The following is a 23,903-nucleotide window of genomic DNA, read 5'->3' as shown; positions in this document are numbered from 1 at the left end:
CCGGGAGGAGCGAGCCCCGGGGCGCGGCGTAAGGCTCTCAGAACCCGCAGTAGCCGTAGGGCTGGGCCGGCTGGGGCAGGGCGACGGAGGAGACGAGGGTCTCGGGGCTGTTCACGTCGCTCGCGGTCACGCCGCCGTACGAGATGGCGTACACGTAATCGTCGATGAACACGCCGCGGCGAACGTCGACGCCGTAGTAGCCATTGCAGTAGCCGTACGGATCGGCCTGGAAGAAGGTCGTGTGGTCGATCGAGCCGCGCTTCTGGATGCCGGCGTCGAGCGTCACGTTGAAGAGCTCGAGCGAGCTCTTCATCTCACCCGTGTTCGGGTTCCAGCCGCTGAAGGGGAACGCGAGCAGGTTCTTCGGGGCATACCAGTTGAACGCCTTGTGGTTGTACGCCGCCTCGGAGTAACCCGACTCCGAGCCCGAGAACGCGTACTTGTGCATCAGCGCCGGCGCCGTCGCATTCGTCACGTCGAAGACCTGGAGCGCGAGGCCGAGGATCTGGCCTTCATTCGTGGCGTCCTGGCCGATCGTGAGAAGGTGGTTCTCGTCGATCGGGTGCATGTACTCGCTGAAGCCCGGGATCTTGAGCTCGGAGAGGACGGCCGGAGCCGCGGGCGTCGAGAGGTCGATCACGAAGAGCGGGTCGACCTGGCGGAACGTCACGACATACCCGCGATTGCCGATGAACCGCGTCGAATAGATCTGCTCGCCCGGGGCGAGGTCCGTGACGGCGCCGACCTGCACGAGCGCGCCCTCGCTCTCGCCGAGGACGTAGACGCTGTTCGAGGTCGTCCAGTCCGTCTGCGAGGCGAGCTGCCGCGTCGTCGCAATGCGGAGCAGGCCGTCCTTCTCGTCGAGCGAGAACTGGTTCTTCACGTAGCCGGGCACCGCGCCCGTCGCGACGTAGGCGGGCTGCGCCGGGTTCGTCGCGAGGTCGAACTTGTGCACGAACGTCTCGCTGGTGTCGACCGCCTCGACGGGCAGGCTCCAGTTGAGCCCTGGGTCCTTCCAGGCCTGCGCCGCCAGGTAAAGGGAGTCCGCATTCGAATACACGGTGTGCACGGCGCCGACGATGCTCGTCTCGGCGAGGGGCGCCTGGAGGTTGTCGAGGGCGAACGACTCGACCTGCACGAGGCCGTACGCCGTGGAGCCCTGGGTGGGCACGTAATAGGAGCTGCAGCTCGGCGCGATGGCCGACACGGTGCCGTTGCTCTTCTCGAAGCGGTAGGGCAGCCAGTCGTTGATCGTCGAGCCGTAAATCGCGAGCGCGTTCTTGAAGCGGAGGTCCTCGAACGCCGCCGTCCACTCCTCGACCGTCTGCGGGTTGCTATTGCCGAGGTCGGGGTAGTAGCTCAGCGCGGGGCCGTGCTGGCCGCCGGAGAGCACCGTGCGCACGTGCTTGTCCACGCGGCGCGAGGAGGCGTAGTTGCCCTCGAAATAGACCTCCTTTTGCACGCCCGTCGTCTGCCCGGCGTCGAGGCCGAGGACCGTGATCTTCGTGAGCGGCGCGTAGTACGGGTTGTAATACCCGTCGTACGCCACGCCGCCGCCGTAATAATCATAATACGGCGAGCGCGGCTCCACGCCCGCGTCCGTGTAGAGCTGTGTGCCGTCGACCTGCGAGTAGATGACGAGCTGGTCGTCGGTCACGAACATTTCGATCGGGTTGCCCTCGATCGCCGTGGTCGTGTTGATCGCGAGATCCGAAGCGGGGAAGGACTTCAGGACCTGGAGGCTCTGCCCGTGGAGGAGGTAGAGGTAATTGCCGTCCGTCTTGAGGATGTCGGCCTCGTCGACGCCCGCGACCTGCGTGTTCGTCTCCGAATGCTCGGGGGGCGTGCCCGACCCGTCGCCGCCGTTCGACGCGCCGCCGCTGCCCGAGCCGCTGCCCGAGCTGCCGCCCGATCCGCCGGTGCCAGGGGCCGGGGAGGGGGGGACTTCGCCGCCCGAGCCCACCGAGACCGAGCCGCTGTCCTCCCAGCCGTAATCGGGGTAGCCCCAGTAGCCGCCGTTGGCCTCGATCTCGGCGATGATCGCGTCGATCTGCGCGTTCATCTTCGCGATGGCGTCTTGCTTGAGCATCTGCTCGAGATCAGCGCAGCTCTGGGCTTGTTGCAGCGTGCCGCGCGCCTCGGCCGTCGTCGGCGTGCGCACGTCGGTCGTGCCGCTGCAGCCATAACCGGCCGCGGTGAGGGGGAGCAGCGAAGCGAAGAGCCACCAGGCGGAGCGAGCGTGTTTGATCATGCCGGTCCTTTGAGCAAGCGGCGGGCCATCGAGCGCTCGGCCTCCGCCCCTCGAATTTCCTCACGAAATGGGGCTGTGCCGTGGTGCCGAAGTGTGCCATCGAGGCGCCCCTGCCAGGAGGGAGCGGGGACGGCGTGGCACAGGCGGCATCTGTTGAGGAGGGGCGGCGAGCGCAGTAGGGTGTGCCGCATGCGAGTCGTCACCGTCCCTTGTTTGAGCGACAACTATGCGTATCTCGTGGCCGACGAGGGGCGGCGCGAGGCGGTGGTCGTGGATCCCTCGGAGGCGGAGCCCGTGCTCGCGGCCCTCGCGCGCGAGGGGCTGGAACTCGTGGCCATCCTGAACACGCATCACCACTGGGACCACGTGGGCGCGAACGAGGCGCTCCGTGGTCGCTTCGGCGACCTGCCCGTCTACGGCCACGCGAGTGATCTGGCGCAGGGGCGGGTTCCGGGGCAGACGGTCGGGGTCGAGGAGGGGACGCCGTTCGATGCGGCAGGTCTCACGTTTCGGCCGCTTTACGTGCCCGGACACACGTTGGGCGCGGTCGCGTACGTCGTGAACGACGCCGTGTTCACCGGAGACACGATGTTCGTCGCGGGGTGCGGGCGGCTCTTCGAAGGCACACCGGCGATGATGTATGCCTCTTTGTGCCAGAAGCTCGGTCGGCTCCCGGACGAGACGAAGCTCTATTGCGGGCACGAGTACACCGTGAGCAACCTGCGATTCGCGGTGTTCGCCGAGCCCGAAAACGAGGACGTGAAGCGCGCGCTCGTCGCGGCCCAGGACAAACGCAGCCGCGGCGAGCCCACGGTTCCCTCCACGATGGCGGAGGAGCACCGGACGAATCCGTTCTTGCGGGTCGACGAGCCGAGCTTGCGGGCGAAGTTTGGCGGGACGAAGGGGGCCGAGACGCTCGGAAAGGTGCGGGCGGCGAAGGACGGGTTCCGCTAGACGGACGGCTGCTTCGAGGCCTCGCGCAGGCCGCCGAGGACGGCGTCGACGAGTTCTTGCGCGACGACGATTCCGCCCTCGCGCAGGGCGCGCGCATGCGTGATCGCCTGGGCGCGGTGCACGGGGGTTTCGTCGAGCCTGTGGCGGAGTTGTCGGACGTCCACCTCGTTGATCACGTCGTCGCCCACGTATTGCGCGAAGAAACGGTACACGGAGTTTCGAGGTTCGGAGGCGAGGTGCTCCTCCACGCAGTACACGTCCGAGAGGCCATCGTCGGGCTCGCCTGTCGGCCTCACCGTGCGCAAGAGGGGCGCGAGCCGGATACGAAGGCATCGGCTTTTCGTGCGTGTGAACGGGAGCGGGCCGTCGCCTCGGGCGCGCGGGGGAGCGTCCTCCTTGGCAGGTTCTTCGCCGAGGCGAAACTGGTAGGTCGTCACGTCCTCCAGGTTCACGATCCCCGCGGCATTGAGGGTCGCGATCATTTCCGCGAATTCGATGTCGCCCGCCGATACCCGATACCCGCCCTCGTTCGCCGGGTAGGGCGAGAGCGGCGCGACCACGCGCGCCTGCCCCGAGAGCCAGACGAGCTTGCCCCACAGCGCCGCCCCCGAGCCGCCCGCATGCCGCTCCTTGCCACCCACCGAATACGAGAGGGTCGACCCGCCCCCGAGCCCTTTGCGCAAGGTCCCGAGCGAGCCGACGAGCCCCGCGCCGCCGACGGCGAGCAGCAGCAAAGCGAGCCCGCCGCAAGCGAGCAGCACCCAGACGCGGCGCTCGCCGTCGTAATAAGGCCCGATGAGGATGAAGAGCCCGAGGCAGAAGAGGGCCCCGAAGAGCGCGACGCCGAACGCCGCGCCTCCCCAGCCCTGCTTGTCGACGTGGAACGAGCGCGTCCGGTCGCAAGGCGGCTCGCCGCAGACAGGGCAAACGACGTCGTTCGGGGTGCGCTCGCCGCACGTGAGGCAATGGGCGAGCGCCTCGTCGGGCACGCCCCGCGCCTTGCCGCTCGCGCCGGAGAGGGCGTTCATGCCGCTCACCAGCGTCCCCATGCCGATGGCGCCGAGGAGCAACACGATGGATCCTTTGATGAGGACGGCGAGAACCGGATGCCCTTGGATAGGCGCCGAGAGCATGCCGAACGCGAGCGCAAGGCAAAAGAGGGCGAGCGCAAACCAGAGGATCGCGGCGAGATATCGGGAGCGCGTGCCGAAATCGAAGTCATCCTGCACGAGGTGAGCTTACCAGCGAAAGGCACGGCCGCGCCACCCTCGTCGCAGGCTCAACCCTTCACCCACAGCCGCAGGAACGGAATGGCGCGCGTCTCCTCCGGCAGGTACACGAATCCCGGGGGGATCGCGCCGCCGAATCCATGGAACGTCACGACACACGTGCCGCGCCGGACCCGCGCGAGCGCGGCCTCGACCCGGACAGCGTCCTCGGAGGCGCGCTGCTCGGAGAGCGGGATCGTTCGGTCGACCCATTGCGAGGGCGCGAAGGTGCCCTCCTCGAAGGGGTTGAACAGGTAAAACCCGTCGTACGCGTCGAAATCGACATCGTCGAGCGTGCCGTGGATCAAGGTGACGCGCGGAATGGAATACGTCGCGAGGATCTCCCGGCCGGCCGTGACGAGGCCCTCGCGCTGCTCGATGCCCGAAAGCTCGAGGTTCGTCGTGATCGCCGCGACGACGCAGAATTTACCCATGCCGGCGCCGATGTCGAGCACGCGGCGCGCGCCGTGCTTCGCGAACAGGGCCGCGGCGTGGCGGGCCACGTGGACCGGCGTCCAGTATCGATTCGAGAGTTTGCGGATGCGCTCGGGGTAGAGGCGGTCGAAGGCGAGGTCGGAGACGATGCGGCCCGCGGAGAGATCCGCGAGCAAGGCCCTGCGCGCTTCGTCGCGGGAGGTCGAGCCGGACGCGCGCGACGTCACCCGAGCGCCCTTTCTACGAGACGTCGCCCGCGTCGCCTGCCTGCGTGGGGCGCGGAGACGAAGCCCGTGCCGCGCGCGTCGCGCGTTTTTCGACCTTCGGCGGCGGGACCGGTTTCTTGCCGAACTGACGCTGGAACGCGAGGACGATGCAGACGACGCCGAGCAGCCCGCAGGCGAGCGCGGCCGCGATCTTCGCCCACTCCGGCGCTTTGATCCCGTACGCCATGCCGGCGACGTTGAAGAGCGCGAAGCCTCCCATGAGCAGGATCCACGGGTTCGGTTGATTCATGATCGTGGTGCTTCCTCGGTGGCTCGTCGCCGGCGCCCGAAGGTAAGACCACGGCGCGGGGTTGTCTACACCTCGACCACGCAGAGGAGCACCTCTTCGGCGTCGGGCGACGTTTCGCCGCGCGCCGCCTCGGCGAGGATGCGCACGGAGGAGCCGTCGTGCGCGAGGATGTGCGAGCGTCCGTCGAAGTGGCTGTCGAAGACCCGGCCGAGGAGCTGCGCGGTCACGCCGTAGCGGACGGCACGGAGCGGGGCGCTTTCCATCTGCGCGAAGAGGCCCTCGTCGAGCCATTGCTGTTTGCGGATCAAATGTCCGTCCATCCCGCCGAAGGTCCACGGCGTCTCCCACGGCCAGAAATTCGCGGCGGGGTGGGCGATCACGCTGCATCCGTGTGCATCGTAATGGGGGAGCAGGGGGCAGAAGTCGGGCTCGCGGGCCGTGTGCGGGACGGCGAATCCGTCGTAACAGATGAGCGTGCCGACCTGGCCGAACGGCGTGGAGAACGGCATGAGCTCGCCGCGCCGGCCCGGCGAGAGGCCGAGCGTGTCCTCGACCGTGGGGACGAGGTTCACCTTGCGGGCGACGGAGACGTGCCGGCCTGCGGGATTGAAGGTGTACGAGGTGTTGTAGACACGCCCGCCTGCGGGCGAAAACGAATCGGCGAGGTCGCCGTGCGCATTGCGAGGCAAGAGCGCGCTGCCGGCCACGGTCCACGCCTCGTAGCGCCGCGCGAATCGCGCGAAAGCCTCGCGATAGAGGCGCTGCACGTCGGGGGCGACCGCGAGGAGAAAGCCGATACTCGTGCGGGCCGTCTTGCCGCGGAGCATCGCGGACGCCATGCGAAAGGGCGAGCGGATCGCGACCTTCGTGAGCGCCTCGTCGACGGTGCGCGCGTCGCGGACGGTGTCGAGCCGGCCGGCGAGCGGCAAGAAGGCGCCGATCATTTCGGGGAAGACGGCGAGGCAAGGGTGCTCGTAAGCGCCGTTCGCGCGTCGCGCCCGCGCGTTCGCGAGTTTTTCGCCGATGCGATCCAGCATCGCGTCGAAGGCCTCGGCGGACGCGTATTCCTCGGGCGTGACGTGGACCTGGCAAGCCGCGAGCTCGGCCTTCACGAAGGCCCCTTGTCGCGCTCCACGCGGAAGGCAGGCACGCCCTTCGGCACGAGGATCGCGTTCGACGCGCGATACCCGCCGGGCGCATCCGGATCCACCTCGCGTTCGAGCGCGCCGAAGACACGCACCCGATCGCCCGGACGAACCACGACCTCGTCCACCGTGTCGTACGGGAATGCATCGAGGCCCTCGTCCTCGGGGTCGTCCTCGGGCGAGATCGTCTGGACGAACTCTTCGAGGGGCCGCGCGTCCGAGCGATCGACCCGCTTCTTCGGGCCTTCGAGGCGGATGCGGCCCCCGGGCACGCGCAGGAGGGTGCCGTCGTCGAGCTTCACCTCGAAGCCCGAGGTCTCGGCGTCGTGCAGCATGAGGTCGGTGCCGAGGAAACGCTCGTTGCGGAGATCGAGGGCCCAGGCGACGCACTCCTTGCCCGTCGCGGGCGCGAGCATGTTGGTTTGTCCGAGCACGACGCCGCTCGGCCCGGCCCTGCGCCCGAGCGAGGGAGGCTTCGTGAGCCCGCCGTTCGGCCGAGGCCGGTTCTGGTAGGCGCGGATGGCCTCGACGATCTTGGCGATGATCCAGTAGAGCAAGGCGCCGGCCGCCGCGATGAGCGCGATCACGGCGACGACAACGATGAATTCGCCCTCGAGCGCGACGCCGCCGCAGTCGCCGCAGCCGCTGCACCCCTCGAAGATCGTGCCTGCGCCGAGCGAGGTGCCGCCGGCCTTCGCGAGCTGTTTGGCGCGCCTTCGCACGGACGGCGGGCCCCACACCTCGGTGCGCAGCACGTTGCGCCCGGTGGGGGTCTCGATCGAGGTCACGCGGTGCTTGGGGCCGCCGTCACACGCCTCTTTCGGGCCGAGGAGCGTGCGGCAGTCGATGCAAACGCGGACGCGAGGAAAGGCGGCGCGCGGGGCGAGCGCCGTCGATGGGCTGCCCTTGGGCGCCGTGAGGGACGTGGACGACATCGCGGCGCATCGTACTACGGCGTTACGTCGTGGCATCGCCCGAGTCGCATCCGAGCTTGCTTGACACGCATCCCCCCTCGCTTCGATCCTGCCGCCCCGGTCCTCGCCCGGGGGGAAGCCTTGTTCATGTCGTCGAGACTCGCCACGGTTCTGCGTTCCATCGTCCTCGTCCTCGTCGTGCTCGTCGCCGCGGCTTGCAGTAGCCGCAGCAAGGACGGGCCCGCTACCTCCTCGGACAAACCCCGCGTCGCGGTCTCGATCTTCCCGTTATGGGACATCGCGCGACGCGTCGCGGGCGACGGCCTCGACGTCGTGCTCGTGCTTCCGCCGGGCCGCTCCGAGCACAGCTACGACCCGACGCCGAAGGAGATGGCGCAGGTCGCGAAGAGCAAGCTCGGCATCTCGGTCGGCCTCGGCATGGATGGCTGGCTGGAGAAGATCGTGCGGGGCGCCGCGGGCACGGACGTGCCGATCGTGCAGCTCGGCCCCAAGGCGAACCCGCGGCGCATGACGGCCGAGGAGGTCGGCGCCGACGCCGCCGAGGAGGGCGAGGACCACGCGAAGGGCCACGACGATCATCACGACGACAAGGCGAAGCACGAGCACGAGCACGAGAAACACGAAGACGGCCGCGAGCACGACGACGGCGACCACGCGCCGAAGCCCGAGCCCAAAGGCGCGGCGAAGGGCGAGCACGACCACCACGGCCATCACCACGCGCACGGCGCCGAGGACCCGCATTTCTGGCTGGATCCGGTGCGCATGAAGTCGGTCGTGCCCGAGCTCGTCGAGGCCTTCGCGAAGCTCGATCCGAAGGGCGCCGAGGGCTACCGGGCGCGCGGCAAGGCCGTGGAGGCGGAGCTCGACAAGCTGCACGCGGACCTCGAAGCGCGCGCGAAGGGCTGGACGAAAAAGACGATCGTCACGTTCCACGGCTCGATGGGCTATTTCGCCGAGCGCTACGGCCTCTCGATCGCGGCCGTGATCGAGCCGTTCCCCGGCAAGGAGCCGACGGCGCGATACGTGAAGGACGTGCTCGCCGCGGTCGAGAAGACGAAGCCCGCGGCGCTCTTCTCCGAGCCGCAGCTCGATCGCAGGCCCGCGCAGGTGATCGCCGATCAGGGGAAGCTTCCGCTCTTCGAGCTCGATCCGATCGGCGGCAGCGCCGGCGCCGAGACGTACGAGAAGCTCTTCCTGAAGAACGCGGATGTCCTCGACAAGGCCTTGAAATGAGCGCCGTACACGCCGAAGCGGACGGGATACCGCAAGGGCATTTCACGCTGCCCGATCCATCGCTGACGCGGGTCCTCGAGGTGGAGAACCTCATCGTCGACGTGCCCGGGCGGAGGCTGCTCGACGGGATCTCGTTCTGGGTGCCGAAGGGCGAGTTCGTATGCCTCTGCGGCCCGAACGGCGCGGGCAAGAGCACGTTCCTGAAGACGGTGCTCGGCCTGATGCCGCCGACGAGCGGCTCGATCCGCATCCTGGGCAAACCCGCGCAAAAAGCGTTGCGGGACGTGGGCTACGTGCCGCAACGCAAGACGAGCGACATGACGTTCCCGGCCCGCTCGATCGATCTCATCGTGGCGAGCATGCGCGGGAGCTGGCCTTTGCGCATCCGCGAGGAGGAGCGCGCCCGCGCGATCGAGATCCTGCGGCACGTGGGCGGGGAGAAGCTGCTCGAAAAGGAGATCGCGCGGCTCTCGGGCGGCGAGACGCAGCGGGTCTTTTTGGCGCGGGCGCTCGTGAACAAGCCGTCGCTCGTGATCCTGGACGAGCCGACGGCGGGCGTCGACGTGAAGGGCCGGGCGGAGTTCCTCGATTTGCTGGCGGAGATCTCGGCGAGCGACGAGCTCGCGGCGATCCTCGTGACGCACAACCTGGCGGCGGTCGCGCGCTGCGCCGAGCGGGTGGTGTACCTCGACGCGGGGCGCGTCTCCGCGTGGGGATTGCCGGGCGAGCTGCTCGGCCAGGCGTCGCTCTCGGCGATATCGGCCGTGGCGGGCGGCGACCACGCGGCGCATTCGCATCACCACAAATTGCCGGACGAGGAGTGAACGTTCGTGGACGGATGGCTCGAGCCCTTGCTGGTGCCCTTCATGATGCGGGCGATGATCGCTGGCGCGGTGGTGGGCGGTCTTTGCGCGATGATCGGCGTCTTCGTGGTGCAGCGGGGCCTGTCGTTCATCGGCGACGGCCTGGCGCACGCGGCGTTCGGTGGCATCGCCCTCGGCCTTTTGCTCGGCGTGTCGCTGGAGCGAATGACGTGGGTGGCGCTGCCGTTCACGGTGCTGATCGCGCTCGGCATCGGTTATGTCCTGCGGCGCGGGAGCCTGCGCGGGGACGTGGCGACGGGCGTGTTTTCGGCCGTGTCGTTCGCGCTCGGCGTGCTCCTCTTGGGGCTCCGATCGACGGACGGTCCGCAGGTGAACGTCGAGACGGTGCTCTTCGGGAGCATTCTGGCGATATCCCCGGACGACCTGATCACGGTGAGCGTGGTCGGCGTGGTGACGACGCTGCTCATGGCATTCACGTGGACGAAGCTCGCGTATGCGACGTTCGACCCGGAGCTCGCGGCGCTGTCGGGCGTGAAGGTGGCCGCGCTCGATTACATGTTGCTGGCGCTGACGGCCGTGGTGATCGTGGTGGCCGTGAAGACGGTGGGGATCGCGCTGGTGAGCTCGTTCGTGGTGATCCCGGCTGCGACGGCGAAAATGGTGGGGCGGAGCATCGGGCGCGTGGCGCTGCTCGCGGTGGCCATCGGGGTCGTCGGGTCGTCGATTGGATTGATGCTTTCGTACTACGCGGACGTGGCCAGCGGGGCGACGATCATCCTGACGCTGGGGGGGATGTTCGGGCTGGCCCTTTTGTTCAAGAAGAAGTGAGCGCCCTTCAAGACTCGCCAAACCACATCCGCGCAAACACCCGCGGCCGCGCCTTCTCGATCGGCCCCTGGGCCTCCTCGTCCGACATCAGGATCGCTGCCACGCCCGCCGCGTCGTCCCGCGCGAACGCGCGCAGCGCGACCCGCACCCGTTCGCCGGCGAAACTCGGCTTTCGGTAAGCGATCTCTGCGGCGCGCGCGATTTGTGGGTTTTTCCAGCCGTGGTCCCACAACCGGCGCAGCGCGGCGTCCACGAAGAGGCGCGGATAGACCAGCGAATTGACGTGCTGGTTCGAGTCCGTGTGGTCGAGACCAAAGAGCACGTGCGTCGCGTCGAGCGTGAATGCGTCGTCGAGCCAGCGCGCCCCCGGCGGCAGCTCGATCGAGGCCTCGGGCGGTCGCCACGCATGGCGGTCGGGCGGCACCTCGGGAAGACCCGGCACGGAGACCCGCGTGATCTTGCGCGCCTCCGGGGGGCCGAACGGGCGCGTGATCACGTGCTCGGCGAAGACACGACCGGCGAGCAGGCGCTCGCCCGCGTTTGCCGGCGGAGGCCCGTGCGTGCGCCCTGCTTCGCCGTACACGTCGCACCACATGTTCAGCATCAGCCGCTCGACCGCGCCGTCTGCGCCCACGGTGTGCGCGATCTGGAATCGTCCGTCCCCTTCGACCTTGGACATCACCGAGAGCGGGCCCTCGCCGCCCTCGATCACGAAACGGCTCAGGATCGGGACGATCCCCTCCGCCGCGAGCGCGGGCGCCGCGCCTCGTTGCCACACCGCCCGCCACACTGAAGGCCCGAGCACCACCGGCATCGCGTCGAGCAGGAGTTTTCCGTTCTGACTAATGTCCTCGTAACGCAGGACCAGCGGCCCCGCCGCGCGTTGTGCTTCCGGGACCTCGGGTTCCGCGGGGATGAACGTCATGCGCGGCGATGTAGCAACCTTTGGGCGCCTCGCTCGTGACAATTGTCGAACGTCGGCGTTCCTGGTGGGGCAGGGCTCGTGTAGAATCCTTCGCGTGGGAGGGTCCACATGCGCGCTCGTCTGACTCGCTCGCCTGTCTTGCGCCGTGTTCTTCGTTCGTTTGGCCTGGTCGCCACCGTCGCTGCGGCCGCGTCGTGCCACGAGGGCATCGATACCACCCGGATTGCGCCGCCGAAGGCTACGCTCGGCGACGACCTTTACGGCGTGCTCTGCGATCGTATCGGCGCGAGTTCGTTGACCGAAGATCTCACGGGCGGATCGTACCATGCGATCTGCCACTACTCGAACCAGGGGATCTACGCGGATACGGTCGATACGAGCTTCCTGCCGCCCGCGCGCGGGGCCAAGCAGGAGACGGCGCGTGCGCTCGGCATCGCCAAGGTCGAGGCCATGGCGAAGCGGCGCAGCGACCTCGTGCAGGCCTTCAACGCGATCTTCCCCGACATCGAGATCGACGACGTCACGACCGAGGCCGAAGGTGACAAGGTGCGGCTGCACGACGCGCTCCTGTCGTTCAGCCAGAACCTCTCGCGCCTCTACGAGTCGAATCCGTTCGAGCCCCAAGGAACGCCCACGGTGCCCGCTTCGACGCGCGCGCTCGGCGAGGTCTTCGCCTCGTTCATGCAGAGCGAGCCCGCACGGCAAGCGTTCTCGAAGATATGGGGGCGGCAAGGATACAGGCCGACGGGCGCGGCGCTCGGTGCGGTGCGGCCTTTGCTCTCGTATCCGCGGCTGCGCCCGCTGCTCGGCAGCGCGCTCGACGTGCTCGCGCCCGAGGGCGTGATGGCGCCCGAGCTCACGCAGATCCTCCGCGTCGTCGAGCGCGATCTCGCGACTTCGAAGCCGACGCTCGCGCCGCTCGCGCCGCTCGTCGTGGACCCGGCGACGGCGCAGCCGAACCGGCCGATGGAGACGCTCGAAATGCTCTCGCGGATCCTGCTCGACCAGGACGCGCGGTACGCGAAGGATGCATCCGCGGAGCCGACGTGGATCGCGCGGCGGGATCGACGCGGGTTCGTCGTGCCGTTCGGCAACGTGCCGGGGCAGGCGGGCACGGTGCCCGCGCCGTTCGCGGATACGGACGGAGACGGGTTCGCCGACACGGACGAGTTCGGGCAATTCGTCACGAACATCAACGTGCCCGTCGCGGCGCTCGCGCCGTTCAGTCCCGAAGGAACGCCGGGCACGGATCCGTATGGCCGCGCCGAGCCGCAGATCTACGAATACGTCGACACGTCGCGCACGTTGATCGGCGCAGTCGCGCAGGACCTCGCGCCGCTCGTGGATGCGACGCAGTACGCGCCGAGCGGCGGCGAGGATGCGTGGAAGGACGAGCGCGAGACGTTGATGTACGCGGTCGCGGGGGCGACGATGCTGCTCGGAGATCGCGAGGACGCGGTCTACGATCTGGAGACCGAGGAGGTCAAACCCGCGGGGACCGAGTGTGCGAGCTGTGTTCCGTATCGGCGTTTCAAGGCCGATACCTCGCCGCTGCCGGATCTCGCGCATGCGCTCGGGCAGATCCTCGCGGATCCGGAGTCGGATGCGCTCGTGCTCGGGCTCATCGATCTCGTGGAGAACCACGAGCAGGAGCTTTCGCGGTTGCTCGGCGCGGCGCTGAAGATCCGGAAGATCGCGCTCGATCACGATACGCTCGCGGCGCAGGGCACGGAGAAGCGCGCGGGGATCCCGTACGAGGCGCCGATCTGGGACGAGATCGCGGCCGTGATGGGGCGGGTCACGCAGCGGCCGGGGCTCACGGCGAAGCTCATCGGATCGTTCGGGGATCCGGCGTTCGTGACGCCGACCGGCGGCGTCTCGCACATGGGCGAGTCGCTGATGCGGCTCATGACGAACCGCGACGAGATGACGTATTACGACGACGACCTCAATGGTCCGGCGTGGAACGTCACGACGAACAACACGCTCGATCCGTCGACGCCCGTCGATCGGACGAAGCCGGTCGCGGGGGAAAACCGCTCGTGCTGGGAGCGGACGCTCGACATCATTCATCACGCGAACAACGTGAAGGCGTGCAACAAGCAGGGCGCGAAGGTGAAGGCGGCGCTCGGCAGCCTCACGGTGTCGTGGCCGCTCATCGGCAGCTACGACGAATGCGAGCTGCTCGCGTTCCCGAACCTCGGGGTGTTTTACCTCGACTCGGTCCTGCCGGCCGATCACCCGAAGCGCGCCGAGTTCAAGATCAAATCGGGCACGCTCGAAGGCATCCTGAACTTCCTCGGCGTCTTCACGGACAAGGGCGCGCTCTTCGAGCAATCGTCGGGCATCACGGGCCTGACGCTGAAGCCGGAACCAAAGGCGCTGAACCGGCTCGTCTTCTTCGGTGCGACGTCGGATCAGTTCAGCGTGCTGCCGGACATCGACCTCTACATCCTCGGCGGCAACGCGAAGAACAAGAAGACGAACGATTTCATCTCGAACCTGATCGAGCCCGTCCCCACCGTGGTTTGTCCGCAGACGCAGATCGAAACGCGCAAGTGCCAGACGTCGGCGGACATTCTGCGCTTGCGGGGGGAAAACACGCTGTTCGTCCTCGAACGGTTCGGGTTTTACGATTACCTGCGGCCGCTCGTGACCACGTTCGCGAACGCGACGTGCAACGCGGCGGGGACGCAATGCACGCAGCAGAACGGCGAGTTCGTGGCCGACGGAGAGGTCATGCTGCTCGACCTGATCGAGATCCTGAAGCGCCACTGGCCGGGGCCCGATCACGGCGCGGAGTGTGATTCGAGCGGAGATGCCAAGACGAACCCGATCTATTGCTCGGGCGCGGGCGTGAACACGTACGAGCCGATCCTGGCGGACGCGTTCATGACCGACATCGTGCCCGCGCTGCACGAGTTCTCGAAAGCGATGCGCGACGTCTCGAAGGTCACGGTCGCGCGCGGGCCGAACGCGGGCAAGGTGCTCACGGGCGCCGACGTGCTCGAAAAGACTGCGCAGCTCCTGTTCGATCCGGCATACGCCGCGGCCGCGGGGATGACGGATCGGAAGGGGAACAAGGGCACGACGTGGGTGGACGGGACGCCGCAGGCGCAGCACACGGTGTTCACGTTGTTCGCCGACGGGCTGCACGCGATGGATCTGCGCTTCGACAACGCGTGTGGCTGTTCCGGAAAGGCGGGGCAAGAGCTCGCCGATTGCCAGGCGGCGTACGACACGTGCAAGGCAGACGCGGAGAGGCGCAAGGGGCAATGGAAGCGGGCGCGCTCGCAGCTCGTGGATCAGTTCCTCGCCGTGGAGGGCGAGGGCGCGGCGGCGAAGTTCGCGAACCCGGCGATCCCGCGGGCGCTTTCGACGACGTTGCGCGTGTTCCGCGAGCAGGTGAACGCGCATTGCCCGGATCGCGAGAAGGGGACGCCGTGTACCTGGGCGAAGGAGCTCGGCAAGTCGCTCGCCGATGGGCTCGATAGCCCGATGGCGGCCGCGCTCGTGGACCTGCTGGAGAAGATCCGGCAGGACGAGACGGCGCGGCGTGAGCTCGAACGGCTGCTCGATCATCTCCTGTCGTCCGCGAGCGACGGGCAGGCGCTCGAAGCGACGCTCTCGTCGCTCGCGGACGCGTTGCAAGCGCTGCTCGCCGATACCGAGATCGCGCCGCTCCTCAATGCGGCGGCCCCGGGCGCGCGGCCCGAGGACGAGGCGGGGAACAAGGGCGCATTGCCGGCGGCGCTCCAGCTCCTGAAGGCGCTCAATTCGGACGTGTACGACAAGTACCACGTGATGGATCACATCCTGCCGAACCTCGTGACGCCGATGGAGCCGGTGAACGGCGTGGCGAGGCTCTCGCCGCTGGAGATCATCATGGATACGGTGGCCGAGGTGAGCCGCATCGACGCGGCGGCGAACCCGGGGCCGCTCGCGCCTACCGATTACGAGACGATCTTCGGCTCCGCGCGTGATTTCCTGACGAGCCCGACCCGCGGCCTCGAGCAGATCTACACCATCGTTCAGAAGCGGCCGCGTCAATGACCAGAAATCCCTCCCCGCGGAAGCGCGCGCTCGCCTTGGGCGCGCTCGCCGCCGTTTCTCTCGGGCTCTTCTCCGAATCCGCCGGCGCGGCGGGCCTCTATCTGTCCGAGCGCGGCGTGCGCCCGCTCGGCCGGGGCGGGGCGTTCGTCGCGGGCGCCGACGATCTCGGGTCCGTCGTCTACAACCCCGCGGGGCTCTACGACGCCGGGATGAGCGTGCTCTTCGACGCGAGTTACGTTCATTTTTCGAGCGAATACACGCGCAGCACGATCGTCCGGCAGACGGATCCGAACACGGGCGCGACCGTGAACGAGCGCGTGCAGACGTTCGATCCGGTCCGGGGGAGCGCGCCGTTTCTGCCGATCCCGACGCTCGGGTTTTCGTTCGTCCCGCACGATCAATGGGTCGTGGGCGTCGGGTTATGGGCGCCATACGTGGGCATCGCGACGTACCCCGAGACCTCGAACGGGCAACCCGCGCCGCAGCGGTATTCGTTGCTCTCGCTCGAAGGCTCGGTCCTCGCAGTGGGCGGCGCGTACGCGGCCTACGCGCCGACGCCGAACCTGCGGATCGGCGCGGGGATCGAGGTGCTCGCGGGGACGTTCCGGAGCACGGTGGTCTTCTCGGGATGCGTGCCGGACCGGTTCTTCTGCGCGCCGGAGCAGCCGTCGTGGGACGTGCTCGCGGAGCTCGCCGTCGGGCCGATCATCGCGCCGTCGGCGAATGCGGGCGTGATTTACATCCCGCACCCGAAGGTGCGGGTGGGTTTGTCGGGGCATTTGCCGTTCTGGGTGCGGTCGAGCGGGACGATCCGGACGCGGCTCCCGTCGGCGGCGCCGTTCGCGACGGCGCGGCAGGAAGGCGAGGACGCGGACGTGGCCTTCGAGCTGCCGTGGAACGTGCGGCTCGGCGTGGAGGCGCGGCCGAACGACAAGCTCCGGGCCGAGCTCGCGGTGGCCTACGAGGATTGGGGGGTCCACGATAGCATTCGCGTGAATCCGAACGGGGTCGCGCTGAAGAACGTGGTGGGGTTTCCCGAGACGTACCTCTTGCCGCCCGTGAATCTGCCGCGCAATTTCCGGGGCGCGTTCTCGGCGCAGGTCGGCGGCGAATACGCGATTCCCGTGGGGAAGATGCAGCTCGACGTGCGGGCGGGGCTCCGCTTCGAGACGAGCGCGGTGCCGAACGAATACGTCTCGGTGCTGACGATCGATTCGAACAAGCTGACGCCTTCGGTCGGCGCGGGGCTCCACGTCGGGCCCTTCCGGTTCGACCTCGTGGTGGCGCACGCCATCATGTTCTCGCAGGACGTCGATCCACGCGAAGCGAAGATCCCGCAGGTGAGCCCGCTCGTGGCGAACCCCGCGCCGCAGCCGAACATCATCAACGGCGGGACGTATGCGGCGAACGCGACGATCGTGGGCCTCGGCGCGATGTACACGTTCGGGAAGGCGGCGCCGGCGAAGCCGAAGCCGGAGCCGGAGGGGAGCGGGACGTAGGCGCCGTCAGCGCGTCCCGCTTCCGCTGACCTTCTCCGCGACCTTCTCCAGCCGTTCGAGCGATCTGCGCAGGTCATCCCGGTAGGCGTGATCGTCCGTGTGGACGAGCTCGTTGCGCATCTCCCGCAGCCGGATGTCGAGCGCGAGCTTGAGCTCCCTTGCTTCTTCGTCCGCGATCTCGAGGTTCATGCGCGAAGGCATGGAGCCCGAGCTCTCCGGCGAAAAGCGGGGCGCGCGCCGGGGCCGTGACGTCGGCGTGCGTGCGTGCTGAGATGGCGCGGCATGAGCGGGCGCGAGGACGAGGACGAGTTCGACGACAAGGTGGAGACGGAGCTCGTGCGCAGGCCCGACCGCGCGGCCTCGCCCGGGTTTTCGCTCGTGGTCGTCGCCGGCGCGAGCCGCGGACAGACGTTCACGATCGCGCCCGGGCACCCGTCGCGCGTGCTCGTCGGGCAGAGCCCGATGTGTGATCTCCGCGTCGACGATCGGCTGGTGTCGCGCAGGCACGCGGCCTTTGAGATCCTGCGCGGCAAGCTCCGCGTGACAGACCTCGAGTCGACGAACGGCACGTCGGTGCAAGGCGTGGCCGTCCTCGGCGCGCTGCTCACGGGCGGCGAGGTCGTCACGATGGGCGAGACGCAGATCCGCATCGACAGGCTCGCCGATCAAGCGCCCGCGGCGATCCCCTCGGCCGTGCGGTTCGGCGCGATGTTCGGCGCGAGCCCGGAGATGCGCGCGCTCTATCCGCTCTGCGAGCGGCTCGCGAGCGCGGCCGTGCCCGTGCTCATCGAGGGCGAGACGGGCACGGGCAAGGAGGTGCTGGCCGAGTCGCTGCACGAGCTCGGGCCCCGCAAGCAGGGGCCGTTTGTCGTGTTCGATTGCACGGCGGTCCCGCCGAACCTCGTCGAGTCCGCGCTCTTCGGGCACGAGCGCGGGGCGTTCACGGGCGCGACCGAGTCCCGCAAGGGCGTGTTCGAGGAGGCGCACGGCGGCACGCTCTTGCTCGACGAGATCGGCGATCTGGAGCTGCCGCTGCAGGCGAAGCTGCTCCGCGCGCTCGAGCGCTCGGAGGTGCAGCGCGTCGGATCGAACCGGTGGGTCCGCGTGGACGTGCGGATCCTGGCGGCGACGCGGCGCGACCTCGATCACGAGATCCAGGCGGGGAGGTTCCGTGACGATCTGTTCTACCGGCTCGCGGTGGCGCGGATCGAGCTGCCGCCGCTGCGGAGGCGATCGGGGGACGTGGTTGTCTTGGCGCAACACTTCTGGCGTCAACTGGCCGGCAAGGACACGCCGTTCCCGCCCGATTTCGCGCGGCGGATCGCGGACTACGCGTGGCCGGGCAACGTGCGCGAGCTCTACAACGCCGTGGCGCGTCGCGTGGCCCTCGGCGAGCTCGCGCCGATCGCGACGCTCCGGCCGAACACGCCGCGCGCGTCGGGCGTGCCGCGGCCGAGCGCGCCGCCGAAGCCCGCGCCGGCAGATTTCGCCGAGGAGATCCTCGCGCTCGATTTGCCTTTGCCGCGGGCGCGCGAGCGCGTGGTCGAGGAGTTCGAGCGGCGGTACGTGCAGCGGGTGCTCGCGGCGCACGGCGGCAACGTGGGCGCGGCCGCCGCGGCGTCGGGGATTGCGCGGCGCTACTTTCAGCTCATCAAGGCGCGCCACAAGGGGTAGTCTCAGGGCTGAATGGAAGGCGAACGCGGCGCGCCCCGGGTGCTCGTGCTGGGCCGTTATCGCGTGCACGACGAGATCGCGGCGGGCGGCATGGCCACGGTCCACCTCGGGCGGCTCCTCGGGGACGAGGGGTTCATGCGGACGGTGGCGATCAAGCGCCTCCATCCCTGGCACGCGAGGATCGCCGAGGTCGTCGCGATGTTCACGGACGAGGCGCGGATCGCGGCGCGGATCCGGCACCCGAACGTGGTGGGCACGCTCGACGTGGTGTCGCAGGAAGGCGAGGTCTTCCTGGTGATGGAGTACGTGCACGGCGAGCCGCTCGCGCGGCTCATCAGCGCGGCGAGCAAGCGCAAGCAGAAGATCCCGCCGCCGATCGTGGCCGCGGTGCTGGCGAATGCGCTTCGAGGGCTGCACGCGGCGCACGAGGCGCGCGACGCGCGGGGCGAGCCGCTCGGCGTGGTGCACCGCGACGTGTCGCCGCAGAACGTGCTCGTGGGCGCGGACGGCGTCGCGCGCGTGCTCGACTTCGGCATTGCGCGGGCGGCCGGGCGGGCGCACGTGACGAGCGACCATACGATCAAGGGAAAACTCGCGTACATGTCGCCCGAGCAGCTCCGCGGGGAGGTGCTCGATCGGCGGGGGGACGTGTATGCGGCGGGCGTCGTGCTCTGGGAGACGCTCACGTGTCGGCGGCTTTATGCGGGCGCGTCGGAGGACCTCGCGCTCGTGCGCCTGCTCGAAGCCGAGGTCGAGCCGCCGAGCAAACGCGTGGCCGCGCTGCCCGCTTGTTTCGACGAGGTCACGTTGCGCGCGCTCCGGCGCGACGCGGACGCGCGTTTTCCCACGGCGCTCGAAATGGCGATGGCGCTCGAAGCGTGCGGGCCGCTGGCGACGCCGTCGGAGATCGCCGCGTGGGTCGAGGAAATGGCGGGGGATACGCTCGCCGAGCGCGCGCAGTTGATCCTGGCGATCGAGAGCGAGGAGCGCCGCTCGTTGCGGCCCATGCTTTCGAGCCTGCCCGCGCAGGGCCCCGGGGAGGCGACGTTGCTCGACGTGGCGGCGTCCCGCGAGGAGCCCCCGGCGTCGGTGGTGGCTTTGACGGCGAAAACGGAGGTGCCAGGTGCGACGCCGACGCATGCGCCGGAGCGGCGCGTGACGCCGGTCGTGATCGGGCTCGTCGGGCTCGTCGGGCTCCTCGTGGTGGTGCTCGTCGTCATTCTGCTGCGGGGTGTGCCGGCGAGCACCGCGGCCGCGCAGAGCGCGCCTCCGATGGCCACGAGCGTCGCCGCGCCCGAATCCGTGATCACGAGCGCTCCCTCTGCCGCGGCTGCGCCGGCGCCTTCCGCGACGAGCGTCGTCGCGGCTGCGCCGCCGAGCGTTTCGCCCAGCGGGACCGCGGCGCCGCGCCCGACGACGACGACGACGCGGGCGAAACCTGCCGCTGCGAGCGCCGGCTGCGATCCGCCCTTCTTCATCGACGCGTCCGGTCGAAAGAAGTACAAGCGGCATTGCCTTTGATGGCGAAACGTTCGTCGCGACATACCCCCTGCGACGTGTCGGCGCCTCGTCGTTCGCGGGGGCTGTACGCGGCGCTCGTGCTCGTGACGATCGGGCTCGGGCTTTTGTCGCGGAAAATTCCGGGCTTGCCGGCGTGGCTATCGAAAGGAGCGGGGGACGCGCTTTATGCCACGATGAGCTTCTGGCTCGTGGGGCTCTTCGTTCCCGCGTGTCGGACGGCTGTCGCATCCGCCGTTGCGCTGCTCTTTTGTTACGCGATCGAGGTCAGTCAGCTTTATCACGCGCCCTGGGTGGCTGCGATCCGCGCGACGCGGCTCGGTGGGCTCGCGCTCGGACATGGATTCCATGTGATGGACCTCATTTATTATGCGGTCGGTGTGAGCGCCGGGGCCGGGATCGAGCGCGCGTGGAGGCTGCGGAGGGAGCGGCCGTCGTGATACGTTGTTGCAATGCCAGACCTCTACGAAAATCTCGCGGCAGTTTCCCAAAAGGACAGGCAGCAGCGGGAGCGTTGCCTCGCCTACGCGCGTGAGCACGCGGTGGGCCAGGTGGAGGGGCTCTTCGCGCAGGAAGGGATGGTGCGGCGAATTTGGCGGGAAGGGGCGATGCTGGCCGCCATTCCGCCGGCGGTGGTCCTGGAGGTGCTCCTGCCCGAGGTGGCCGAGGGCGTGGGGCGGTTCAGCGATTATCAAACGAAGCTGATGGCGAGGACGCGGCGGACGGTGTACGCGACCCACGCGCTCGTCTTCGGTGATCTCTCGATGTCGATCGAGGTGGGGGGGCGGATCTTTCAGCTCCACGAGCGGGTCCGGGGTGGAATTTCGTCGCGTTCGAGCGAGGGGCGGGCAGGCACGCGCTATCGCGCGAACGATCCGGCGGCCCTGCAATGGGTATTCGCCACGCTGGTGCAGGGGGCGCTGACGACGTACGAGGCGGCCGTGGAGCCGCTCGATCGGGACGATCGGGCGCGTTTTTACGAGGAGTCGAAGCGGTGGGGCGCCGTGGTGGGTTTGCCCCCGGAGCAATTGCCGCCCGACTGGGAGAGCTTCGCGCGTTATTTCGAGGAGATGGTGGAGGGAGCGCTGGAGCTCGGGGACATGGCGAAGGATATCCTGCGGGTGCTTTTTGGTCCGCCGTACATGCGCGGCGTCGCGAGGCTCTGCGCGGGGCTTTTGCCGGAGCGGTGGCGGAGCGCGGTGGGTTTGCCCTGGGACGCGGACGCAAAACGGGCGTACGAGATCGCGCTCGGCGCGCTCCGCAGAACGAGGCATTTGCCGCCGGCCTTGCGGTACGTGCCTGCGTGGCACCAGGCGGCGGCGCGGATCGAGGCGGCGCGGGGAGGAGGGGTTTCGAAGACGACGCGGATCGTGCAGGCGCTCGACGCGCGCGGGTGGATCCCCGCGGGGCTCGCGCCGCCGGAAGAGGTGATGCGGAGGTGCCCGCGCGGTTAGTCTTCGGCGATGGCCTGGAGGAAGGTGCGGGCGGCCATCGGCCCGGACAAACGGTAGGGGGCGCGGCTCGGGCGCGGGCCGACGTGCATGGCGATGTGCGGGGGCGGCAGCGCGGCGAACATCTCCTCGTCGAGGAGGTCGTCGCCGAGCGCGACGAGGCGGGTGCCGGAGGAAGCGCCTTCGAGCAGCGAAGTGACGAGCGCGCTGCTCCCCGCGCCCATGGGGCGAATCTCGACGATCTTTTCGCCAGGGAGGATCTCGACGGGCGTGTTTTTGAGCAGGTCGCCGAGGTGGAGCCGTAGCTCTTTGGCCTGGAGTACGCCGAACTCAGGGTCGGCCATGCGGTAATGGAAGGTGAGGGAGGCGCTCTTTTCTTCGAGCAAGGTGCCCGGGGTGCGGGCGACGAATTGGCGGAGCAAGGGCAGGAATTTCGCATTCCAATCGGAGGGGATGTCCGTGCGGGGGCGCCATTCTCGCGCCGAGGCGTCACGCGTCCAGAAGCCGTGCTCGGCGGCGAGCGCGATGGGCAGGTCGCCGAGCCAGCGCTCGAGGACGTCGCGCGTCCGGCCGCTGACGACGTGGACGCGCGTGCCGGGGCGCCGGGCGAGGGCCGTGAGCAGGTGCCGGAGGTCCGGATCGGGCGCGGCGTCGTCGGGGGCGCGGGCGAACCGGACGAGGGTGCCGTCGTAATCGAGGAGCAAGGTGAGGCGCGGCGCTTTGCGGAGGTCGGAGGTGAGGCTTTCGAGGGCCGCGGGCGTGGTCGCGCCGAGGGAGCGCCCGCTCGACGCCTCGGATTGCTCTTCGAGCGTGGAGAGGAAGCTCTGCGCCCAGCCGTGGACGTCGTTCTCGAGGACGCGCTGCCGGAGGTTTTGCATGCGCTGCCGCCGCTCGCCCTGGGGCATCGTGAGGGCGCGCTTGAGCGTGGCCGCGACGCCGCCGATGTCGTACGGATTGACGAGCAAGGCGTCGGCGAGCTCGGAGGCGGCGCCGGCGAACTCGCTGAGGACGAGCACGCCGTCGTCGTCGGTGCGGGACGCGACGAACTCCTTGGCGACGAGGTTCATGCCGTCGCGCAAGGGCGTGACGAGCATGACGTCGGCCGCGCGATACAGGGCGGCGAGCTGGCGCTCGTTGAAGGAGCGATACATGGAGTGAATCGGCACGGAATGGACCGTGGCGTAGGCGCCGTTGATGCGGCCCACGAGCTCGTCGACCCGGCTGCGGAATCCCTGGTACGCCTCGACGTTGGTGCGCGAGGGGACCGTGACCTGGACGAGGCGGACCTTGCCGCGGAGCGAGGGCTCGCGTTCGAGGAGGCGCTCGACGGCGAGGAGGCGGCGCGGGATGCCTTTCGTGTAATCGAGGCGGTCGATGCCGAGCAGGATGCGCTGGCCGGGCTGGCGGAAGGTTTGCGCCTCGGCGTCGACCTCGGGCGAGCCGGCGAGCGTGGAGAGCGCGGCGGCGTCGATGCCCATCGGGAAGGCGCCGAGCCGGACTTCGCGTCCTTCCGTGAAGACACGATCGACGTTGGCTTCGATGCCGAGCACGTGGAGGAGCGACGACGCGAAATGGCGCAGGTACGAGAGCGTGTGGAACCCGAGGAGGTCGGCGCCGAGCAGGCCTTCGAGGAGCTGCGTGCGCCAGGGGAGGATGCGAAAGACCTCGGCGGAGGGGAAGGGGATGTGGAGGAAAAAACCGATTCGCGCGTTGGGGATTTTCTTACGCAGGAGGCCGGGGACGAGCATGAGCTGATAGTCGTGGACCCAGATGAGGTCGCCTTCGCGGTGGTGCGCGGCGACGAGGTCGGCGAATCGCTCATTCACGCGTCGGTAGCTCTCCCAGTCGCGTTCGCCGATGGGGACCTGGTCGAGCAGGTAATGGAAGAGCGGCCAGAGGACGCCATTGGAGAATCCCTCGTAAAACCTGGAGACCTCGCCCGGGGAGAGGTGGAGCGGGACGTACCGGAGGTCTTCGAGGCGCGCTTCGAGGGCGGCGCGTTGTTCGGGCGGGAGGCGCGAGACGTCGCCGGGATAGCCGAGCCAGAGGCCTCCCGAGCGCTCGTGGGGCCCCTTCATGCCGGTCGCGAGGCCTCCGGCGCTCCGGGTGACGTGGACCTCGCCGTGCTCGACCTTCACGGTGACGGGCAGGCGGTTCGAGACGAGGAGCAGGCGAGCCATGGCGGGGGAGGGTGGCACCGTCAGAAAGCTTTGTCTACCAACGATATGTGGACAAATACTGCTTTCCCGGACGAACGGACCCGGGGAGATTCGGAAACTTCTTGCACGGTCCGGGGGAGATGGGTAAGGTGGCCGCGACGCTGATGAAGCGTCGCTCTATGGTCTCCTCGCGCTGAGCACGAACCCCCGTCATTGCGACGCCGCTGCTCCTTCT

19 protein-coding genes are annotated in these 23,903 nt (G+C 68.8%); 10 read left to right on the top strand and 9 right to left on the bottom strand.

Annotation, left to right across the window (positions count from 1 at the left end):
* Positions 1-37: 37 nt before the first annotated feature.
* Entirely contained in the window at positions 38-2,251 is a 2,214-nt protein-coding gene (locus tag E8A74_RS21705; RefSeq protein ID WP_136930962.1) for a beta-propeller domain-containing protein, read from the bottom strand.
* Between the two features lie 189 nt (positions 2,252-2,440).
* On the opposite strand from E8A74_RS21705, the gene gloB reads away from it, so the two are divergent.
* A complete protein-coding gene (gene gloB / locus E8A74_RS21700) occupies positions 2,441-3,205 on the top strand; it encodes a hydroxyacylglutathione hydrolase (protein ID WP_136930961.1) in 765 nt (254 codons plus the stop codon).
* Here gloB and E8A74_RS21695 read toward each other — a convergent pair.
* From E8A74_RS21695 to E8A74_RS21675, 5 genes are all read right to left on the bottom strand, one after another.
* Positions 3,202-4,434 carry a hypothetical protein gene (locus tag E8A74_RS21695; RefSeq protein WP_136930960.1) on the bottom strand — a complete coding sequence of 411 codons (1,233 nt, stop codon included), beginning with the start codon at positions 4,432-4,434 and terminating at the stop codon, positions 3,202-3,204. The two genes, gloB and E8A74_RS21695, sit on opposite strands and share 4 nt — an antisense overlap.
* A 50-nt stretch (positions 4,435-4,484) precedes the next feature.
* Positions 4,485-5,135: a class I SAM-dependent methyltransferase gene (locus tag E8A74_RS21690; RefSeq protein WP_136930959.1), complete on the bottom strand. Its 651-nt coding sequence runs from the start codon at positions 5,133-5,135 to the stop codon at positions 4,485-4,487.
* A 13-nt stretch (positions 5,136-5,148) separates the two neighbouring features.
* Positions 5,149-5,424 carry a hypothetical protein gene (locus tag E8A74_RS21685; protein WP_136930958.1) on the bottom strand — a complete coding sequence of 92 codons (276 nt, stop codon included), beginning with the start codon at positions 5,422-5,424 and terminating at the stop codon, positions 5,149-5,151.
* A 65-nt stretch (positions 5,425-5,489) separates the two neighbouring features.
* Positions 5,490-6,536, bottom strand: coding sequence for a carbon-nitrogen hydrolase family protein (locus E8A74_RS21680; protein WP_136930957.1), 1,047 nt, complete (start codon positions 6,534-6,536; stop codon positions 5,490-5,492).
* The gene (locus E8A74_RS21675) at positions 6,533-7,504 is read right to left on the bottom strand and encodes a hypothetical protein (protein ID WP_136930956.1); all 972 of its coding nucleotides are present in this window, start codon (positions 7,502-7,504) and stop codon (positions 6,533-6,535) included. The genes E8A74_RS21680 and E8A74_RS21675 overlap by 4 nt, the downstream gene beginning before the upstream one ends.
* 126 nt (positions 7,505-7,630) lie before the next feature.
* Here E8A74_RS21675 and E8A74_RS21670 point away from each other — a divergent pair, with 126 nt between their 5' ends.
* From E8A74_RS21670 to E8A74_RS21660, 3 genes are read left to right on the top strand one after another with little or no spacing between them, the layout of a single operon-like run.
* Entirely contained in the window at positions 7,631-8,737 is a 1,107-nt protein-coding gene (locus tag E8A74_RS21670; protein WP_136930955.1) for a metal ABC transporter substrate-binding protein, read from the top strand.
* Positions 8,734-9,561 carry a metal ABC transporter ATP-binding protein gene (locus E8A74_RS21665; RefSeq protein ID WP_136930954.1) on the top strand — a complete coding sequence of 276 codons (828 nt, stop codon included), beginning with the start codon at positions 8,734-8,736 and terminating at the stop codon, positions 9,559-9,561. Before E8A74_RS21670 ends, E8A74_RS21665 begins: the two co-directional genes overlap by 4 nt.
* A gap of 6 nt (positions 9,562-9,567) precedes the next feature.
* Positions 9,568-10,389, top strand: coding sequence for a metal ABC transporter permease (locus tag E8A74_RS21660; RefSeq protein ID WP_211365418.1), 822 nt, complete (start codon positions 9,568-9,570; stop codon positions 10,387-10,389).
* A 7-nt stretch (positions 10,390-10,396) separates the two neighbouring features.
* Here the strand turns inward: E8A74_RS21660 and E8A74_RS21655 are convergent, their stop codons facing one another.
* Positions 10,397-11,314 carry a hotdog family protein gene (locus E8A74_RS21655; protein WP_136930953.1) on the bottom strand — a complete coding sequence of 306 codons (918 nt, stop codon included), beginning with the start codon at positions 11,312-11,314 and terminating at the stop codon, positions 10,397-10,399.
* A gap of 108 nt (positions 11,315-11,422) precedes the next feature.
* Here E8A74_RS21655 and E8A74_RS21650 point away from each other — a divergent pair, with 108 nt between their 5' ends.
* Positions 11,423-15,367, top strand: coding sequence for a hypothetical protein (locus E8A74_RS21650; RefSeq protein WP_136930952.1), 3,945 nt, complete (start codon positions 11,423-11,425; stop codon positions 15,365-15,367).
* Positions 15,364-16,866: an OmpP1/FadL family transporter gene (locus tag E8A74_RS21645; RefSeq protein WP_136930951.1), complete on the top strand. Its 1,503-nt coding sequence runs from the start codon at positions 15,364-15,366 to the stop codon at positions 16,864-16,866. Before E8A74_RS21650 ends, E8A74_RS21645 begins: the two co-directional genes overlap by 4 nt.
* A gap of 6 nt (positions 16,867-16,872) precedes the next feature.
* On the opposite strand, the gene E8A74_RS21640 is transcribed toward E8A74_RS21645, so the two are convergent.
* Entirely contained in the window at positions 16,873-17,055 is a 183-nt protein-coding gene (locus E8A74_RS21640; protein WP_136930950.1) for a hypothetical protein, read from the bottom strand.
* A 93-nt stretch (positions 17,056-17,148) separates the two neighbouring features.
* Here E8A74_RS21640 and E8A74_RS21635 point away from each other — a divergent pair, with 93 nt between their 5' ends.
* From E8A74_RS21635 to E8A74_RS21620, 4 genes are read left to right on the top strand one after another with little or no spacing between them, the layout of a single operon-like run.
* Positions 17,149-18,540: a sigma 54-interacting transcriptional regulator gene (locus tag E8A74_RS21635; protein ID WP_136930949.1), complete on the top strand. Its 1,392-nt coding sequence runs from the start codon at positions 17,149-17,151 to the stop codon at positions 18,538-18,540.
* 12 nt (positions 18,541-18,552) lie between these two features.
* Positions 18,553-20,061: a serine/threonine-protein kinase gene (locus tag E8A74_RS21630; RefSeq protein WP_136930948.1), complete on the top strand. Its 1,509-nt coding sequence runs from the start codon at positions 18,553-18,555 to the stop codon at positions 20,059-20,061.
* A 35-nt stretch (positions 20,062-20,096) separates the two neighbouring features.
* Positions 20,097-20,498: a ribosomal maturation YjgA family protein gene (locus tag E8A74_RS21625; RefSeq protein ID WP_211365417.1), complete on the top strand. Its 402-nt coding sequence runs from the start codon at positions 20,097-20,099 to the stop codon at positions 20,496-20,498.
* A 12-nt stretch (positions 20,499-20,510) separates the two neighbouring features.
* Positions 20,511-21,512 carry an oxygenase MpaB family protein gene (locus E8A74_RS21620; RefSeq protein WP_136930946.1) on the top strand — a complete coding sequence of 334 codons (1,002 nt, stop codon included), beginning with the start codon at positions 20,511-20,513 and terminating at the stop codon, positions 21,510-21,512.
* Here the strand turns inward: E8A74_RS21620 and E8A74_RS21615 are convergent.
* Positions 21,509-23,689, bottom strand: a complete 2,181-nt coding sequence (locus tag E8A74_RS21615) for a bifunctional alpha,alpha-trehalose-phosphate synthase (UDP-forming)/trehalose-phosphatase (RefSeq protein WP_136930945.1) — start codon at positions 23,687-23,689, stop codon at positions 21,509-21,511. The two genes, E8A74_RS21620 and E8A74_RS21615, sit on opposite strands and share 4 nt — an antisense overlap.
* Positions 23,690-23,903 lie beyond the last annotated feature (214 nt).

This window comes from Polyangium fumosum (assembly GCF_005144585.1).
GTDB lineage: Bacteria > Myxococcota_A > Polyangia > Polyangiales > Polyangiaceae > Polyangium > Polyangium fumosum.
Note: the sequence above shows the minus strand (reverse complement) of the source record. Positions and strands in the feature narration are given on the sequence as shown.

What these genes read in the sequence shown, in the direction of transcription:
- E8A74_RS21650 (WP_136930952.1), top strand. Translation starts at nt 11,423, where the DNA reads ATGCGCGCTCGTCTGACTCGCTCGCCTGTCTTGCGCCGTGTTCTTCGT.
- E8A74_RS21645 (WP_136930951.1), top strand. Translation starts at nt 15,364, where the DNA reads ATGACCAGAAATCCCTCCCCGCGGAAGCGCGCGCTCGCCTTGGGCGCG.
- E8A74_RS21665 (WP_136930954.1), top strand. Translation starts at nt 8,734, where the DNA reads ATGAGCGCCGTACACGCCGAAGCGGACGGGATACCGCAAGGGCATTTC.
- E8A74_RS21620 (WP_136930946.1), top strand. Translation starts at nt 20,511, where the DNA reads ATGCCAGACCTCTACGAAAATCTCGCGGCAGTTTCCCAAAAGGACAGG.
- E8A74_RS21655 (WP_136930953.1), bottom strand. Translation starts at nt 11,314, where the DNA reads ATGACGTTCATCCCCGCGGAACCCGAGGTCCCGGAAGCACAACGCGCG.
- E8A74_RS21675 (WP_136930956.1), bottom strand. Translation starts at nt 7,504, where the DNA reads ATGTCGTCCACGTCCCTCACGGCGCCCAAGGGCAGCCCATCGACGGCG.
- E8A74_RS21630 (WP_136930948.1), top strand. Translation starts at nt 18,553, where the DNA reads ATGGAAGGCGAACGCGGCGCGCCCCGGGTGCTCGTGCTGGGCCGTTAT.
- E8A74_RS21635 (WP_136930949.1), top strand. Translation starts at nt 17,149, where the DNA reads ATGAGCGGGCGCGAGGACGAGGACGAGTTCGACGACAAGGTGGAGACG.
- E8A74_RS21670 (WP_136930955.1), top strand. Translation starts at nt 7,631, where the DNA reads ATGTCGTCGAGACTCGCCACGGTTCTGCGTTCCATCGTCCTCGTCCTC.
- gloB (WP_136930961.1), top strand. Translation starts at nt 2,441, where the DNA reads ATGCGAGTCGTCACCGTCCCTTGTTTGAGCGACAACTATGCGTATCTC.
- E8A74_RS21615 (WP_136930945.1), bottom strand. Translation starts at nt 23,689, where the DNA reads ATGGCTCGCCTGCTCCTCGTCTCGAACCGCCTGCCCGTCACCGTGAAG.
- E8A74_RS21640 (WP_136930950.1), bottom strand. Translation starts at nt 17,055, where the DNA reads ATGAACCTCGAGATCGCGGACGAAGAAGCAAGGGAGCTCAAGCTCGCG.
- E8A74_RS21685 (WP_136930958.1), bottom strand. Translation starts at nt 5,424, where the DNA reads ATGAATCAACCGAACCCGTGGATCCTGCTCATGGGAGGCTTCGCGCTC.
- E8A74_RS21705 (WP_136930962.1), bottom strand. Translation starts at nt 2,251, where the DNA reads ATGATCAAACACGCTCGCTCCGCCTGGTGGCTCTTCGCTTCGCTGCTC.